General features: G+C 67.4%; 13 protein-coding genes and 1 pseudogene. 7 read left to right on the plus strand and 7 right to left on the minus strand.

The window, feature by feature from the left end; translation table 11 throughout:
- Positions 1–259 (minus strand): crossover junction endodeoxyribonuclease RuvC (locus DBR10_RS20125; protein ID WP_442861121.1); only part of this gene is annotated, 259 nt, incomplete at its 3' end.
- Positions 260–380: 121 nt separating this feature from the next.
- On the opposite strand from DBR10_RS20125, the gene DBR10_RS14100 reads away from it, so the two are divergent.
- Positions 381–1796 carry a M20/M25/M40 family metallo-hydrolase gene (locus tag DBR10_RS14100; protein ID WP_108503962.1) on the plus strand — a complete coding sequence of 472 codons (1416 nt, stop codon included), beginning with the start codon at positions 381–383 and terminating at the stop codon, positions 1794–1796.
- A gap of 18 nt (positions 1797–1814) precedes the next feature.
- On the opposite strand, the gene DBR10_RS14105 is transcribed toward DBR10_RS14100, so the two are convergent.
- The 5 genes and pseudogenes from DBR10_RS14105 to DBR10_RS14120 form a co-directional block, all read right to left on the minus strand.
- The gene (locus tag DBR10_RS14105) at positions 1815–2255 is read right to left on the minus strand and encodes an SRPBCC domain-containing protein (protein WP_108503961.1); all 441 of its coding nucleotides are present in this window, start codon (positions 2253–2255) and stop codon (positions 1815–1817) included.
- 69 nt (positions 2256–2324) lie between these two features.
- Positions 2325–3695: an ABC1 kinase family protein gene (locus tag DBR10_RS14110; protein WP_108490077.1), complete on the minus strand. Its 1371-nt coding sequence runs from the start codon at positions 3693–3695 to the stop codon at positions 2325–2327.
- Positions 3696–3718: 23 nt separating this feature from the next.
- Positions 3719–3818, minus strand: a pseudogene (locus DBR10_RS20490) (hypothetical protein); the annotation flags it as partial.
- A gap of 8 nt (positions 3819–3826) precedes the next feature.
- Positions 3827–5623: a M3 family oligoendopeptidase gene (locus DBR10_RS14115; protein WP_108503960.1), complete on the minus strand. Its 1797-nt coding sequence runs from the start codon at positions 5621–5623 to the stop codon at positions 3827–3829.
- A gap of 102 nt (positions 5624–5725) precedes the next feature.
- Positions 5726–7018, minus strand: coding sequence for a lytic murein transglycosylase (locus DBR10_RS14120; protein ID WP_108556441.1), 1293 nt, complete (start codon positions 7016–7018; stop codon positions 5726–5728).
- 187 nt (positions 7019–7205) lie between these two features.
- Between DBR10_RS14120 and ykgO the strand changes: the two genes are divergently transcribed.
- From ykgO to DBR10_RS14140, 4 genes are all read left to right on the plus strand, one after another.
- The gene (gene ykgO / locus DBR10_RS14125) at positions 7206–7331 is read left to right on the plus strand and encodes a type B 50S ribosomal protein L36 (protein WP_018061125.1); all 126 of its coding nucleotides are present in this window, start codon (positions 7206–7208) and stop codon (positions 7329–7331) included.
- Positions 7331–7948 carry an HAD-IA family hydrolase gene (locus DBR10_RS14130; RefSeq protein ID WP_108504355.1) on the plus strand — a complete coding sequence of 206 codons (618 nt, stop codon included), beginning with the start codon at positions 7331–7333 and terminating at the stop codon, positions 7946–7948. Before ykgO ends, DBR10_RS14130 begins: the two co-directional genes overlap by 1 nt.
- Before the next feature lie 118 nt (positions 7949–8066).
- On the plus strand, positions 8067–8336 hold the full coding sequence (locus tag DBR10_RS14135) for a DUF2312 domain-containing protein (protein WP_108504354.1): 270 nt from the start codon (positions 8067–8069) through the stop codon (positions 8334–8336).
- Positions 8337–8412: 76 nt separating this feature from the next.
- On the plus strand, positions 8413–8751 hold the full coding sequence (locus DBR10_RS14140) for a hypothetical protein (protein ID WP_108504353.1): 339 nt from the start codon (positions 8413–8415) through the stop codon (positions 8749–8751).
- 9 nt (positions 8752–8760) lie between these two features.
- On the opposite strand, the gene DBR10_RS14145 is transcribed toward DBR10_RS14140, so the two are convergent.
- Positions 8761–10623 (minus strand): AMP-binding protein, encoded by a 1863-nt coding sequence (locus DBR10_RS14145; RefSeq protein WP_108504352.1) that lies wholly within the window; start codon positions 10621–10623, stop codon positions 8761–8763.
- A gap of 208 nt (positions 10624–10831) precedes the next feature.
- Between DBR10_RS14145 and DBR10_RS14150 the strand changes: the two genes are divergently transcribed.
- Both DBR10_RS14150 and DBR10_RS14155 read left to right on the plus strand, forming a co-directional pair.
- Positions 10832–11143 carry a DUF3892 domain-containing protein gene (locus DBR10_RS14150; protein WP_108490217.1) on the plus strand — a complete coding sequence of 104 codons (312 nt, stop codon included), beginning with the start codon at positions 10832–10834 and terminating at the stop codon, positions 11141–11143.
- 166 nt (positions 11144–11309) lie between these two features.
- The gene (locus DBR10_RS14155) at positions 11310–13766 is read left to right on the plus strand and encodes a TonB-dependent receptor (protein ID WP_108556442.1); all 2457 of its coding nucleotides are present in this window, start codon (positions 11310–11312) and stop codon (positions 13764–13766) included.
- Positions 13767–13798: the final 32 nt, after the last annotated feature.

The following is a 13798-nucleotide window of genomic DNA, read 5'->3' on the forward strand; positions in this document are numbered from 1 at the left end:
CGTTGGTGTTGAGGAACACCTCCTCGACCGCCGCCTCGTCGGGCCGGTGCTGCTCGATCACCGCGCAAATGCCGTCGAACAGATGCAGCAGGCGCTGGGCGAAATCGGCCTTCTCGTCGGGTACGATGACCCCGTGCGCGACATGGCTCATGCGCGAGCCCTCGACGGTGACCACGCCCCAGCCGGTGCGGCGCAGGCCGGGGTCGAGCCCCAGGATCCGGATCGGGATGCGATTCATGTTCATCATGTGTTCTCGCAACATCGCCTGTTCCGCGTCCGAGGAAAAGCCCCTGTATCGCTAACGACTCGTAAACGCCGCCCCTTGCGCGCCACCGCTTTGCGGGCTCTCCTGACGCAAAGGTCCTGGGGAGTTGCTTTCGATGCGTATGGCTGGATGGATGACGACGGCGGCCCTGCTGGTCCTGCCGATGGCGGCGAGCGCCCAGACGGCGGCTGCGCCACGGCCCGACCAGCTGAAGTTCCGCGAACTCTACAAGGAGCTGGTCGAGATCAACACCACCCTCTCGGTCGGCAGCTGCACCCGCGCCGCCGAGGCCATGGGCGCACGGCTGAAGGCCGCCGGCTATGCCGACAGCGACGTCCAGGTGGTGGTCCATCCGAAATATCCCCGCGAGGGATCACTGGTCGCGGTGCTGCGCGGGACCGACGCCAAGTCAAAACCGATGCTGCTGCTGGCCCATATCGACGTGGTCGAGGCCAAGCGCGAGGACTGGACCCGCGATCCGTTCACCCTCGTCGAGGAGAACGGCTACTTCTACGGACGCGGCACCTCGGACGACAAGGCCCAGGCCGCCATCTGGGTCGACAGCCTGGTTCGCCTCAAGCAGGCCGGCTTCAAGCCGAAGCGCGACATCAAGATGGCCCTGACCTGCGGCGAGGAGAGCGAGGGCTATAACGGCATCGAGGACCTGGTGAAAAATCACCGCGACCTGGTGGATGCCGAGTTTGCCCTCAACGAAGGGGCCGACGGCCTGCTGGACGACCAGGGCAAGGAAGTCGTGCTCGAGGTCCAGGCCGGGGAAAAGGTCTATCAGGACTTCACCCTGACCGTGACCAATCCGGGCGGCCATTCCAGTCGCCCCCATGGCCAGAACGCGATCTATCAGCTGTCGGCCGCGCTGGACCGGATCGGGGCCTACGGCTTCCCGACCCGCTTCAATGACGCCACGCGCGGCTATTTCACCCTGATGCAGGCGCGGGTTCCGGCCGGGCAGGCGGCGGCGATGAAGGCCCTGGTGGCCAATGTCCAGGACGAGGCGGCCCTGAAGGTCATCACCGCCGATCCGATGTGGAACTCGATCCTGCGGACGACCTGCGTGGCCACCATGGTCAGCGCCGGTCACGCGCCCAACGCCCTGCCCCAGCGGGCCACGGCCAACGTCAATTGCCGCATCCTGCCGGGCACCCCGGTCGAGGAGGTGCAGGCCAAGCTCGCCGAGCTGGCCGCCGATCCGGCCGTGGCCGTGACCCTGGCCCATGAGGCCAAGCCCGCCTCGCCCCCGCCGCCGCTGACGCCGGCGATCATGGGGCCGATCCAGAAGAACGCCGCCAAGCTGTGGCCCGGCGTGCCGATCGTACCCATCCTGCTGACCGGAGCGACGGACGGGGTGCACACCAATGCCGCCGGCATCCCGACCTATGGCGTCACCGGCCTGTTCGGCGGCTCGGACGGCGACGGCATCCACGGCCTGAACGAGCGCATCCGCGTCAAGTCGCTGTATCAGGGCCGCGACTTCCTGCACGGCCTGATCCAGGACTATGCGGGCGGCAAGTAGGCTGGAGGGCGGGGCCGCTCAGAGCGCCCCGCCCGCCCTTAGATTGATGCCGTATTCCAGATAGGCCTTCAGCGAGGCCAGCATGTGCATCCAGCCGCCGGCATTGCCCTGCGAGGCCGTGATGCCTTCGGGGGTCTCGGGCCAGCCGGACTCGGTGATCACGACCATGGTCTCGCCGCCCCCAAGGGGCTCGAAGACGATGCGCACGGTATTGTCAGCCCCGCCGGTCGTCGCCGCCCACTCGAGGACGATATGGGCATTCAGCGCGACGTCTCGAACCTGGACCGGGAAGGTCTGGTCGAACTCCGGGAACTTCCAGGTCACGGTCTGGCCGGTCACCAGCGGCCCGCTGGCAAACTCGACAAAATAGCCGGCCAGCCTGCGCGGATCGACCACCGCCTCGAACACCTGGCCGACGGGCTTGCGGATTTTCAGCCGCACCTGGGCCTTCAGGGGCATGAACGAACCTCCCGCCTGTTTGACCCGACTTCACACTGGAACGGCCCACCCATCAAGCGGGCGGCCTGTTCAAATCACGCCGGCCGCCGCCAGCGCGGCCGCCTGCCGGGCCGCCAGGGCCTCTTCCGAGAAGCCCTCCAGCGAGGCCTCGAACATGGCGCGCCAGTTGTGCCGGGCACCCAGGTGCAGGAAGGCGGCGCCGAGGCCGATCGCGGCCCGGTCCATGAACACGAACTCGCGCGGAATGGTGATCGGTCCCTTTTCCTTCAGGGCCTGGCGCACCCGGAAGGCCTCGCGGCGGCCGTACTCGCCGGGCGGCACGTCATCGGCCACGGTCCGCACCCGGTCATCCAGCAGCGGGCCATAGATGAACCGCGCCCAGACGTTCAGCACGTCGACCAGGTCATCACTGAGATCGGCAAAGCCCCAGCTGCGATAGGCTTCGATCTGCTCCGCCCGGTCATCGGCCAGCAGGCCGCGATAGAGCCGCACCACCCCGGCCACAAAGCGCGGCGGGAAGATGCGGATACAGCCGAAATCCAGCAGGTTCAGATGCGCGGCCCCGTCGCCGCCCTCCGGCCCGCCAAAGGTGTAGTTGCCCAGATGCGGGTCGCCATGAATGATGCCCAGCTGGGTCATCGGGCTCCACCAGGCCTCGAACAGCAGGGCCGCGATGCGGTCGCGGGTCTCCTGCGGCGCGTCCTTGAAGGCCAGCAGGCCCTGACCGTCCAGCCAGGTCATGCTGAGCAACCGCTTTGAGGACAGCGACGGCACGGGCTCGGGCACGCGGATCGCCTCCCGCCCCGCGAAAAAGCCGCCATAGAGGGCCATCAGTTTGGCCTCGCGCTCGTAGTCGAGCTCCTCACGCAGACGATCGCCGATCTCGACCATCATCTGGGTCGGATCGATCGAGCCGTCCATCTTGCGGAACAGGGCAAACAGGGCGCGCAGCTGGCCGAGATCACTTTCGACCGCGCTCTGCATGTCCGGATACTGCAGCTTCACGGCGATGGCCCGGCCGTCCGGTGCGACGGCGCGGTGCACCTGGCCCAGCGAGGCCGCGGCGGCAGCCTCGTGTTCGAAACTCTGGAAGCGGGACTGCCAGTCCGGACCCAGCTCGGCGGCCATCCGGCGGCGCACGAATGGCCAGCCCATGGCCGGGGCATTGGTCTGCAGCTCGGCCAGCTCGGCGGCAAACTCCGGCGGCAGCAGGTCCGGCACGGTGGCAAACATCTGCGCCGCCTTCATCAGCGGCCCCTTCAGCCCGCCCAGCGCCGCCTTCAGCGCCTTGGCATTGCGGGCATCGGCGCCGTCGCCGCCGAACAGGCTGTTGGCGCCGTAGCTGACGGCCGCACCCGACAGGCCTGCCCCGACCTTGGCGAAGCGACTCAGACGACCTGAGAGGCGGTCGCGTTCGGGGTCCTTGATGTCGTCAGGCATGGTGCAAACACTCAATTTTCTTGTCATCCCGGGCGGCCAAAGGCCGACCCGGGACCCAGGGGCAAAGCCCGATGCGGTGGCCCCTGGGTCCCGGCTCTCCGCTTCGCTGCGGCCGGGATGACAAGTGAGATTTAGTTTTCAACCAGGGCCTCGAACTCGTCCACCAGCCGTTCAAGCTGCGCGCAGCCCGCCGCCCAGAAGGCCTTTTCGCGGGGGTTCAGACCGAACGGCTTCAGCGCCTCGACATAGGTTTTCGTGCCGCCGGCGGCGAGCAGCTCCTCGTAGAGGGGCGCAAAGCTGTCCGGGTCCTGGCGACGCTTTTCCATCAGGCCGCGCACCAGCAGGTCGCCGAAGGCATAGGCGTAGACATAGAAGGGCGCGTGGCAGAAGTGGCTGACATAGGCCCAGTAGTGCTCGTAGCCCGGATTGAGCCGCACGGCCGGGCCCAGGCTCTCGCCCATGACCTCTAGCCACAGGGCCCCGATCTGGTCGGACGACAGCTCGCCCTCCTGGCGGGCCGCATGGAACCGGCGCTCGAAGCGGTGAAAGGCGATCTGGCGGACCACGGTATTCAGACCGTCCTCGATCTTGCCGGCCAGCAGCTTCTTGCGGTCTTCCGGGGTCGCCTCGGCCAGCAGGCGGTCAAAGACCAGCCCCTCGCCGAAGATCGAGGCGGTCTCGGCCAGGGTCAGGGGCGTATCAGCCAGCAGGGTACCCAGCGGCTGGCACAGGGTCTGGTGCACGGCATGCCCCAGCTCGTGCGCCAGGGTCAGGACATCGCGCCGCTCGCCCATATAGTTCATGAACACATAGGGGTGGCGGTCGGCGGTCACCGGATGGGCATAGGCCCCGGACTGCTTGCCGGCCCGCGGCCGGGCGTCGATCCAGGGCTGGGTGAAGAAGGTCCGGGCCGCCTCCGCAAACTTCGGGGCCAGGGCCTCAAAACTGTCCAGCACCAGGTCCTGCGCCTCGGTCCAGCCATAGGCCCGGGGCGCGGCGGCATCGAGGGGGGCATTGCGATCCCAGTAGTCGAGGGCCTCAACCCCCATCAGCTTCGCCTTCAGCCCATAGTAGCGGTGCGACAGGCGCGGATAGGCCTCGACCACGGCGGCCTCGAGAGCCGCAACCGCATCGCCATCGACCTCATTGGCCAGGTGGCGCGACTGCGCCGCGTCGTCATAGTGGCGCCAGCGATCCTCGACCTGCTTTTCGAAGGCCAGGGTGTTGAGAGCGAGCGCCTGGGTCGAGGCGGCGGCCGCCAGGGCCGTGGCCAGACCGTCGGCGGCGGCCTTGCGCCGCGACACGTCCGGGTCCGACAGGCGATTGAGCACCTCGGGCAGGGTCAGGGTCTCGTCGCCGACCTCGGCCCGCAGCTTCGACAGGGTCTCGTCATAGAGCCGGACCCAGTTGGCGGCGGCCGGGCTCTTGTCGACGATGAAGCGCTCGAGTTCGGGGGACAGTTCGTGCGGACGGGCCAGACGCACCCGCCGCAGCCACGGCGTCCAGCGGCCGCAGGCCGGGAAGGCGGCCAGGGCGGCGGCGATCTCGGCGTCCTCCAGCCGATTCAGCTCCAGGGTGAAGAACAGGCTGTCGGCGGCGATGGCGGCCGAGCGGGCCCGCAGATCGCCTTCGAACTTGGCCCAGGCCGGATCGTCCCGCGCTACCGACGAGGCCAGACCCGCATAGGCCCCGACGCTCCAGAGGCTGTTGGTGGCCTGCTCATAGAGCCGGATGCCGCGATCGATCAGCCGGCCCAGGCGTTCCGGCTCGCCGCGCGCCTCGAGGAACAGGCCCTCCAGCCCGGCCAGTTCGTCATTGGCGGCCTTGGCGGCGGCGAGGTCGGCCTCGATGCGCGGATCGTCACGATCGGCATAGAGGTCGGCAAGATCCCACTCGGGAAGGGCGTCGGTCTTGAAGGGCGCGTTCATGGTCACAGGGATATGGCGCGTCCGGGGTGGGACGCAACGGCGCGCGGACCGATGAGGCCGACATTCGCCGTACCTGCCCCTTCGGACCTCCGGACAGCGCCCCTAGCTCAGCCCCGCCTGGGTCTTGAGACGCAGGACCATATCCATCGACAGATAGCCATCGGCGGGAAGTTGCCGGCTCTGCTGCCAGGCGCGCAGGGCCTTGCGGCTGCCGGCCCCGATCACCCCGTCGGGGGGGCCGGGATCAAAGCCGAGCCGGGCCAGCGCGATCTGGGCGGCCATGCGGTCGGCCAGCGACAGGGGCTGTTCCACCGGCCAGGCCGCCACCAGCGGCCCCGCCCCGGCGAAACGGTCGGCCAGCAGGCCGATGCCCAGGGCATAGGAGGTGGAGTTGTTGTACTTGCGGATCGCAAAATGGTTGGGCAGCGCCAGGAAGGCAGGTCCCGTGGCCCCGGCCGGCAGGATAAGGCCGGCAGGCGCAGCGGCATCGGCCGCAGACCAGGGCAGGCCGTCGGCGCGGCGCACGCCCTTCGCCTCCCACCAGGCCGGCACTTCACGCGGCCCCTCGGCCAGACCGTAGTCAAAGCCCTCGGGCAGGATCACCTCATCGGCCCAGCCGACCCCCGGCTTCCAGCCGCCCTTGACCAGCAGATTGGCCGCCGAGGCCAGGGAGTCGACATCCGACCCCCAGATATCGCGTCTGCCGTCACCATCGGCATCGACGGCCACGGTACGGTAGTTGCTGGGCAGGAACTGGGTCTGGCCCATGGCCCCGGCCCACGAGCCCTTCAGCTGCTCGCGCGTAACCTCGCCCGAATCGATGATCTTCAGGGCCGCGATCAACTCGCCCTCGGCCCAGCCACGGCGGCGGCCGTCGGCGGCGAGGCTGACCATCGACCGCACGACGTCGAAATTGCCCTGCAGCTTGCCGAAGGCCGACTCCATGGCCCAGACGGCCAGCAAAATGTCGCGCGGCACGCCGTAGCGAGCCTCGATGTCGGGCAGGAAGGACAGGGACTCGCGCTTGGCGCGGCCGACGGCGATGCGGTCATCGCTGATCACGCCCCGGACATAGTCCCCGACCGGCTTGGAGAATTCGGGCTGGCGGCCGTCGAGGCTGATGACCTTCGGATCAGGGATCACCCCGCCAAGTTCCCGGGTCAGCAGGGCCTCGGACAGGCCGGCTGCCTGGGCGCGGATCCTGAAATCGGCCAGCCAGGTGTCAAAGGCCAGTTCGCCCGGCGGCACCGGCGTGGCGGGGTCCGCTGCATTGCCCGGCATGGGCGGCGGCGGTGGCGGAGGTGGCGGGGCCAGGGGCGTCAGCGGTCCCTGCGGCGAGGTATCCGCGCAGCCGGCGAGGAGGAGGACAAGAAAGAAACGGCGATCCATGGACATAAGGCTATCGGTATCCGGGGGCACTCTTCAATCACAAGGCCGACAAAGCGGCGAAGTTCCGGCGATAGGCGTTGCGGCAATTGACTCTGTGGCCTGCCTTGCCTATACGCCCTCCCTCCTAACACCCCGGACGGTCCGGCCGCATCTGTCGCGCGCCCGAACCTCTCCGCCGAGTACAGAGACGGTCATGAAGGTTCGTAGCTCGCTGAAGTCGCTGAAGTCGCGTCACCGCGACTGCAAGATGGTTCGCCGCAAGGGCGTCATCTACATCATCAACAAGACCGACCCGCGCTTCAAGGCCAAGCAGGGCTGATGACGCTTGCCCGTCAGCCCAGGGCTCTGCTCTGGGACGTCGGCAATGTCATCGTGCGCTGGAATCCGCGCACGCTCTTCGCGAAGATCTTCAGGGAACCCGCCGAACTCGACGGGTTCCTTTCGCATGTCTGCACCATGGACTGGCACGGCGAGACGGACCGGGGCCTGTCCTTCGCCGACAACATCGCCCGCCTGGTACCGCTGCACCCGCAATACGCCGCCCAGATCGCCGCCTGGTGGGACCGCTGGCCGGAGATGTTCTCGGGCGCGATCGCCGAGACGGAAAGCGTGATGGACGACCTGGCCGCCCGGGACGTGCCGCAATTCGGCCTGACCAACATGTCGCTCGAGGCCTGGCCCGGCGTCCAGGCGATGAGCCCGGTCTTCCGCCACTTCCGGGACGTGATCGTCTCGGCCGAGGAAGGCACGATCAAGCCCGAGCGGCGGATCTACGAAATCGCCCTGGAACGCACCGGGCTTGAGCCGGCCGACCTGCTGTTCGTCGACGACAATGCCGCCAATATCGCGGCGGCGGCCGCCATGGGCTTCCATACCCACCAGTTCCTCGATCCGGCGGCCCTGCGACCGATGATCCAGGCCCACGGCCTGCTGTAGCCGCGCGGCGCGTTTCCAAAAGGAAAGCGCGGTCAGCCGCAAAACCGGTTCCCACTTCGTCGGACCAAGCTTATGGTCCGCGCCCCAATTCCACCCCCCGACTGAGAGCTATTCCGTCATGGCCGACGACGCCGTTCCGCATTCCGACGTTCTGAACTCCACCGCCCAGGGCCAGCTGAAGAGCATCATCGAGCGCATCGAGCGCCTCGAGGTCGAGAAGGCCGAGATCAGCGAGCAGATCAAGGAAGTCTACAACGAGGCCAAGGGGAACGGCTTCGACGTGAAGATCCTCCGCAAGGTGGTCCGCATCCGCAAGCAGGACCGCGCCAAGCGTCAGGAAGAAGATGCGATTCTGGACCTCTACCTGTCGGCGATCGGCGAGATCTGAGGTTTTTCCTCAGGACCGGCGCGCCGGTCCATTTGCGGGGTGCGGTTTGGCGCGGCTTCGGGGATAGTTTCCGTCGATGCGTGCCAAGCCCCCCGATCCCCGCAGCCAGGCCAAGCGCGCGGCGCTGAACGCAATCAAGCGGGCCCGCCGCGCGGCCGAAAAGACCGGAGTCACCCTGTCCGAATGGGAGGGCGAGTTCCTGGGCTCGGTCACCGAGCGCATCGAGACCTACGGCCGCGCCTTCGCCGATCCCGAAAAGGGCGGCCGCGACCAGGCCCTGTCGGCCAACCAGACGATCAAGCTCAAGGAAATCGCCGCCAAGGCCAAGGGCGAGAAAAAGCCCCTGAAGCGGGGCCGCGGCTTTGGCCGCCGGGCCCCGCCCGCTTCACCCGCGCAGGATGACGACGAAAGCTAGCCTGCCGCCTCAGACGGTCTCCACGCCGGGCCCCGGCTCACGGGCATAGAGCGACTCGACCAGGGCATGGCGGCGTTCCAGCGTCGCCCTCTGGTTCACATAGCCCTTGTCGGTGATCTCGCCGGCGTCGATCGACGGCGGCTCGGTCATGATGGCAAACCGGCCGACGCGGCGCGACGAGCCGCCGGCCGAAGCGTTGAACGCCGCCAGCCGGTCCCTGAGGATCGCCGTCAGCTTGTCGAGCGGTGCGCCGGGCCCCGGATCGGCAGCGAGGGCCGCAAGGCCGGCCGGCGAAGGCCAGAAGAGCGCCCCGATCGACGGCTTGTCCTGACCGCAGATCACCGCGTCCATGACATAGGGGCTGCAGGCGGCCACGAGGTCGGGCCGCAGGACTCCGACGCTGACCCAGGTGCCGCTGTCGAGCTTGAAGTCCTCGGTCACCCGGCCGTCGAACACCAGGCCCTTGGCCGGATCTTCGGGATCGACGAAGCGCGCCGCATCGCCCAGCCGGTAGAAGCCGTCCTCGTCGAAGGCCGCCGCCGTCTTCTCGGGATCCTTGTGGTAGCCACTGGCCACGGTCGGTCCCTTGACCCGCACCTCGTACTTGGAGCCGCTGGGCGCCAGCTTCAGCTGGATGCCCGGCAGGGGCAGACCGACCAGCCCGACCCGCTCGGTGATCCAGTGGGTGACGGTGATGCCTTGGGTCTCGGTGGCCCCGTACATGGTGGTCAGCGGGACGCGATGGCCGGTCTCGGCGACCGCCAGGGCCTGGATTCGCTCATAGACATCATTCGAAAGGGTCGCGCCGCCATAGCCCATGTAGCGCAGGTTCCGGAAGAACGACGCGCGCAGCGCCGCATCCTTCTCCATGGCTTCGGCCAACATGGAGAAAGCGATCGGGGCCGAGCCGAACACCATGGGCGAGACCTCGTAGAGGTTCCTGATCGTGGTCTCGAACATACCCGGCAGGGGCTTGCCCTCGTCGATGTGCAGGGTCCCACCGCTCCACAGAAGGCCGTTGAAGCCGATATTGCCCGCCGAGATGTGGCTCCAGGGCATCCATTCCAGACCCTGCGGCACCTCGCCGGTGTCGGGCTCGTCCAGCTTGAGGCCGTCCTGGCCGGCGATCACACCGGTCATCATGCCGAAGGTCTGGGGCACGGCCTTGGGCATGCCGGTCGAACCCGAGGTGAACAGGTACTTGGCCACGGTCTGCGGACCGAGAGTCTCGCGGGCCGCCGCGACGGCCGGCGTCGGGGCGGTGCCGGCCATCTCTGAGAACAGGACGGCCTCGCCGGCCCCGTCCACCGTCACCACCCGGATGGTCGGGTCCACGGCCCGCAGGGTGGCCAGGGCCCGCTCGAACATGGCCCCGCTCTGGGCGAAGACGACGCGCGGCGCGACCTTGTCGAAACAGTGCCGCAGCTTGGCATGGTCGGCCGAGATCAGGCTGTAGGCCGGGCTGATCGGAGCCACCGGCACACCGGCCGTATAGGCCCCCAGCATCACCAGGGCGTGCTCGATCGAATTGCCCGACAGCACCATGACGCTGTCCTCGGTCCCAAGGCCCTGGTCCAGCAGCCACTGGGCGATGCCCTCGGCCGCCCGCAGGGCCTCTCCATAGCTCACCGACCGCCAGGGACCGTGATTGGGCTCGCGCTGCTTCAGATAGGGCCGGTCGGGGTGCTCGGCGGCCTTTTCGGCCAGCAGGTGGGCGATCGAACGCGGGCCCTGGCCCGGGGCGTGATTGGACGTAATGACCATCGACCCGTCGGGCCGGTACTCGACATGAACATCGGGGCCCTTCATCGCCAGAGGCTTGAACGGGGCCTTGGCGTCATACAGGGCCGACGCGCCATCGGCTGGCGTCATGGTCTCACTCCCTAGGTTATCATTGTTCTCTTTAGTCGATGACGTTAACGCAAAGCCGGCCTACGGCAAGCCGCCGCGCACAGGGCCTTCACGTGACGCCCCACAAAGCCCGCGAAACCTGCTAGGATACGCGATGCGCTGATGACGGCGTCCCTGCCCGCCGCCCGATGCCCGATCTGGCATTCCCGGCGACTTCAAGAAAAAGACCATGACCCAGCGCGCTGAAATCACCTGCGTCGCCCAGAACGGGCGCCATAGCCCCTATGAGCGGATCACCCATGTCGGCGGCGGCGTCGCCAAGCCATGGACCCTGACGATCAAGGAAGCCATCAAGCTGGTCGACAACGGCAAGTGGCGCTTCTTCGTCCGCGTGGGCGAGCTGGAGGTCAAGGTCGAGGCCCTGACCAGCCGGACCGGTGCCCGCTATCTGAAAACCGCCAACGACCGCAGCGAGCCCAATGTCCTGCTGGCCCTGCCCGCCTGCGTGCCGGTCGAGACCCCCGAACGCGCCGCCGGCTGAAGCGGCACGAGGGTTTTGTGGCCAGGACGGCGCACCCCCGGGATGATCGGACCCGAACCTGACGCGTTCACACCAGGGTCGCCAGACTGTCGCAACCCCGTCTCAGACCTCACCTAGTCACCCGCCCTGACACAGTGCGCATTGCCTTGCGCTCAAGGGGGTAGAGATGACTTTTGACCGACTGATCAGTCGTTCGGCGCGGCTCTGGTGCAGCGTCGCTGCCGGGGCCCTTCTGGCGACCGGTGCCCACGCCGCCGATACGGCCACACCGACGAACCCGGAGTCGACCGAGGTCGAGCAGCTGGTCGTCACCAGCACGCGCGAAACCCGCTCGGCCGTCGCCATGGAGAGCCAGCAGATCCAGCGCGTCCTCCCCGGCGCCAGCCCGCTGAAGGCCATCCAGTTCCTGCCCGGCGTCGTCTATCGGACCGCCGATCCGTGGGGCAATAACGAGCAGAACCTCTCGCTGTTCGTCCATGGTTTCTCGACCCAGCAGCTGGGCTATACGATGGACGGCGTGCCGCTGGGCGACCAGCAGTACGGCAATTACAACGGCCTGTCGGTGTCGCGCGCCGTGACCAGCGAGAACGTCTCGCGCGTCACCCTGTCATCGGGCGCCGGTTCGCTGGGCGTGCCCTCGACCAGCAACCTGGGCGGCGCGATCGAAACCTTCAGCCGCGACCCGGGCGCCGAGCGCGGCCTGACCGTCAACCAGACCTTCGGCAGCTATGAAGCCTCGCGCACCTTCCTGCGCGCCGAGTCGGGCGAGATGGCCGGCGGCTTCAAGGGCTATCTGTCGTACCTGCGCCAGGACGCCAAGGCCTGGGACTTCGACGGTCACCAGCGCGGCCACCAGGTGAACCTGAAGCTGGTCCGCGAGGGCGAAAAGGGCGTGCTGACCTTCTACGCCGACTGGCAGATGAAGGTTGAGCCGAACGAAGACGCCACGGCCATGGGCAACCAGCAGACCGCTGCGGCCCAGAGCTTCAAGCCCTATACCCGCGCCTTCATCTATCCGGATCTGGCCGGCTGCACGGCCAACCTGACGGGCGGTCCGGGCACCCCGCCGCCGGCCCAGGGCAACAACTTCTCGAACTGCTTCAGCGCCGCCCAGCGCGAAGACATTCTGGCTTACGTCAAGTACGCCTGGAAGCCGACCGAGAACCTGACCTGGACCAACCAGGCCTATTATCACTACAACTTCGGTCGCGGCATCGTGTCGGGTCCGGTCAACACGGCCGGTCTGCCGGGCCTGTTCGCGACCTACTATCCGGGCCTCCTGGTCGGCTCGACCACCAGCCCCGCCACCCTGACCAACATCGTCAACCTGTTCGGCGGCAGCGGCTATGCGGTGCGCACCACCGAGTACCGCATCAACCGTCCGGGCGCGATTTCGACGGTCGAGTGGACGCTGGGCGATCACCAGATCAAAGGCGGTCTGTGGTTCGAGCACAACGAACCGGCCCAGCAGCGCGCCTGGTATCCGATGACCAAGGATAACAACAACCTGTCGCCGTACGACGTACCGCGCGGCAAGAAGGTGCTGACCCAGTACGCCAACGCCTTCTTCGTCAACGACGTCCAGCTGCACCTGCAGGACCAGTGGCGCGTGACGCCCCAACTTCTGCTGCAGGCCGGCTTCAAGTCCAGCCTCCAGGATGCGACCGGCAAGTTCCCCGTCAATCAGAAGAACCTGCCGACCGTGGCGGTGCCGGTGCAGTATCCGACCGGCAGCATCGAGTCGAACAAGTGGTTCCTGCCGCAGGCGGGCTTGCTGTGGGACGCCACCGAGAACGATCAGGTGTTCGTCAACGTGCAGCAGAACATGCGCCAGTTCATTCCGTACGGCGCGGGCAGCGGCTTCTACGGCTTCTCGGCCTGGAGCCTGGGCACCCAGGCCGCCTTCGAGCTGTTCAAAAAGACCGTGAAGCCGGAAACCTCCTGGACCTACGAGGCGGGCCTGCGCTCGCGTCGCACAGTGGCCTGGGGCCCGATCACCGGGGTCGAGGGCCAGATCAACGCCTATGACGTCAAGTTCAGCAACCGCCTGCTGAACATCGCGCCGTTCAACTTCATCAATCCGGCGCCGGCCATCCTGGCCAATGTCGGCGGCGTGACCACCAAGGGCCTCGACGTGGCCGGCACGATCAAGTTCGGTCCGCGCTTCCAGATCTATAACGCCGTCTCGTTCAACGAGTCGAAGTACGACAGCGACTACCAGAGCGGCACCACCCTGGTGAACGGTGTCTCCACCCCGGTGACCGTGGCCACCGGCGGCAAGTTCGTGCCTCTGACCCCGCGCTGGATGAACAAGACCATCGCCCGTGTGGACCTGGGCAAGTTCGACGCCCAGATCAGCGGTGATTATGTCGGCAAGCGTTACGTCACCTATCTGAACGACCTGTCGGTCAAGGCGATGATGCTGGTCGACCTGCAGGCCAGCTACAGCTTCGACGTCGCCGACGGCGGCATGCTGAAGGGCCTGCGCCTGACCGGCAATGTCACCAACCTCTTCGACAAGAAGGGCGTCTCGACGGCCGGCGTGACCAGCAACTCGGGCGGCTACACCGCCTTCCCGCAACCGCCGCGCCAGGGCTTCATCACCCTCTCGGCTGAATTCTAACTGTCCAGGCGGGTGCGGTGGGCCTGTCGCCC

This window comes from Caulobacter sp. HMWF025 (genome assembly GCF_003060965.1).
Lineage (GTDB): Bacteria > Pseudomonadota > Alphaproteobacteria > Caulobacterales > Caulobacteraceae > Caulobacter.

Excerpts from the sequence above, each read along its gene's own strand:
- DBR10_RS14140 (WP_108504353.1), top strand. The coding sequence starts at position 8,413 with ATGCGTGCCAAGCCCCCCGATCCCCGCAGCCAGGCCAAGCGCGCGGCG.
- DBR10_RS14105 (WP_108503961.1), bottom strand. The coding sequence starts at position 2,255 with ATGCCCCTGAAGGCCCAGGTGCGGCTGAAAATCCGCAAGCCCGTCGGC.
- DBR10_RS14130 (WP_108504355.1), top strand. The coding sequence starts at position 7,331 with ATGACGCTTGCCCGTCAGCCCAGGGCTCTGCTCTGGGACGTCGGCAAT.
- DBR10_RS14155 (WP_108556442.1), top strand. The coding sequence starts at position 11,310 with ATGACTTTTGACCGACTGATCAGTCGTTCGGCGCGGCTCTGGTGCAGC.
- DBR10_RS14145 (WP_108504352.1), bottom strand. The coding sequence starts at position 10,623 with ATGACGCCAGCCGATGGCGCGTCGGCCCTGTATGACGCCAAGGCCCCG.
- ykgO (WP_018061125.1), top strand. The coding sequence starts at position 7,206 with ATGAAGGTTCGTAGCTCGCTGAAGTCGCTGAAGTCGCGTCACCGCGAC.
- DBR10_RS14100 (WP_108503962.1), top strand. The coding sequence starts at position 381 with ATGCGTATGGCTGGATGGATGACGACGGCGGCCCTGCTGGTCCTGCCG.
- DBR10_RS14150 (WP_108490217.1), top strand. The coding sequence starts at position 10,832 with ATGACCCAGCGCGCTGAAATCACCTGCGTCGCCCAGAACGGGCGCCAT.
- DBR10_RS14135 (WP_108504354.1), top strand. The coding sequence starts at position 8,067 with ATGGCCGACGACGCCGTTCCGCATTCCGACGTTCTGAACTCCACCGCC.
- DBR10_RS14110 (WP_108490077.1), bottom strand. The coding sequence starts at position 3,695 with ATGCCTGACGACATCAAGGACCCCGAACGCGACCGCCTCTCAGGTCGT.
- DBR10_RS14120 (WP_108556441.1), bottom strand. The coding sequence starts at position 7,018 with ATGTCCATGGATCGCCGTTTCTTTCTTGTCCTCCTCCTCGCCGGCTGC.
- DBR10_RS14115 (WP_108503960.1), bottom strand. The coding sequence starts at position 5,623 with ATGAACGCGCCCTTCAAGACCGACGCCCTTCCCGAGTGGGATCTTGCC.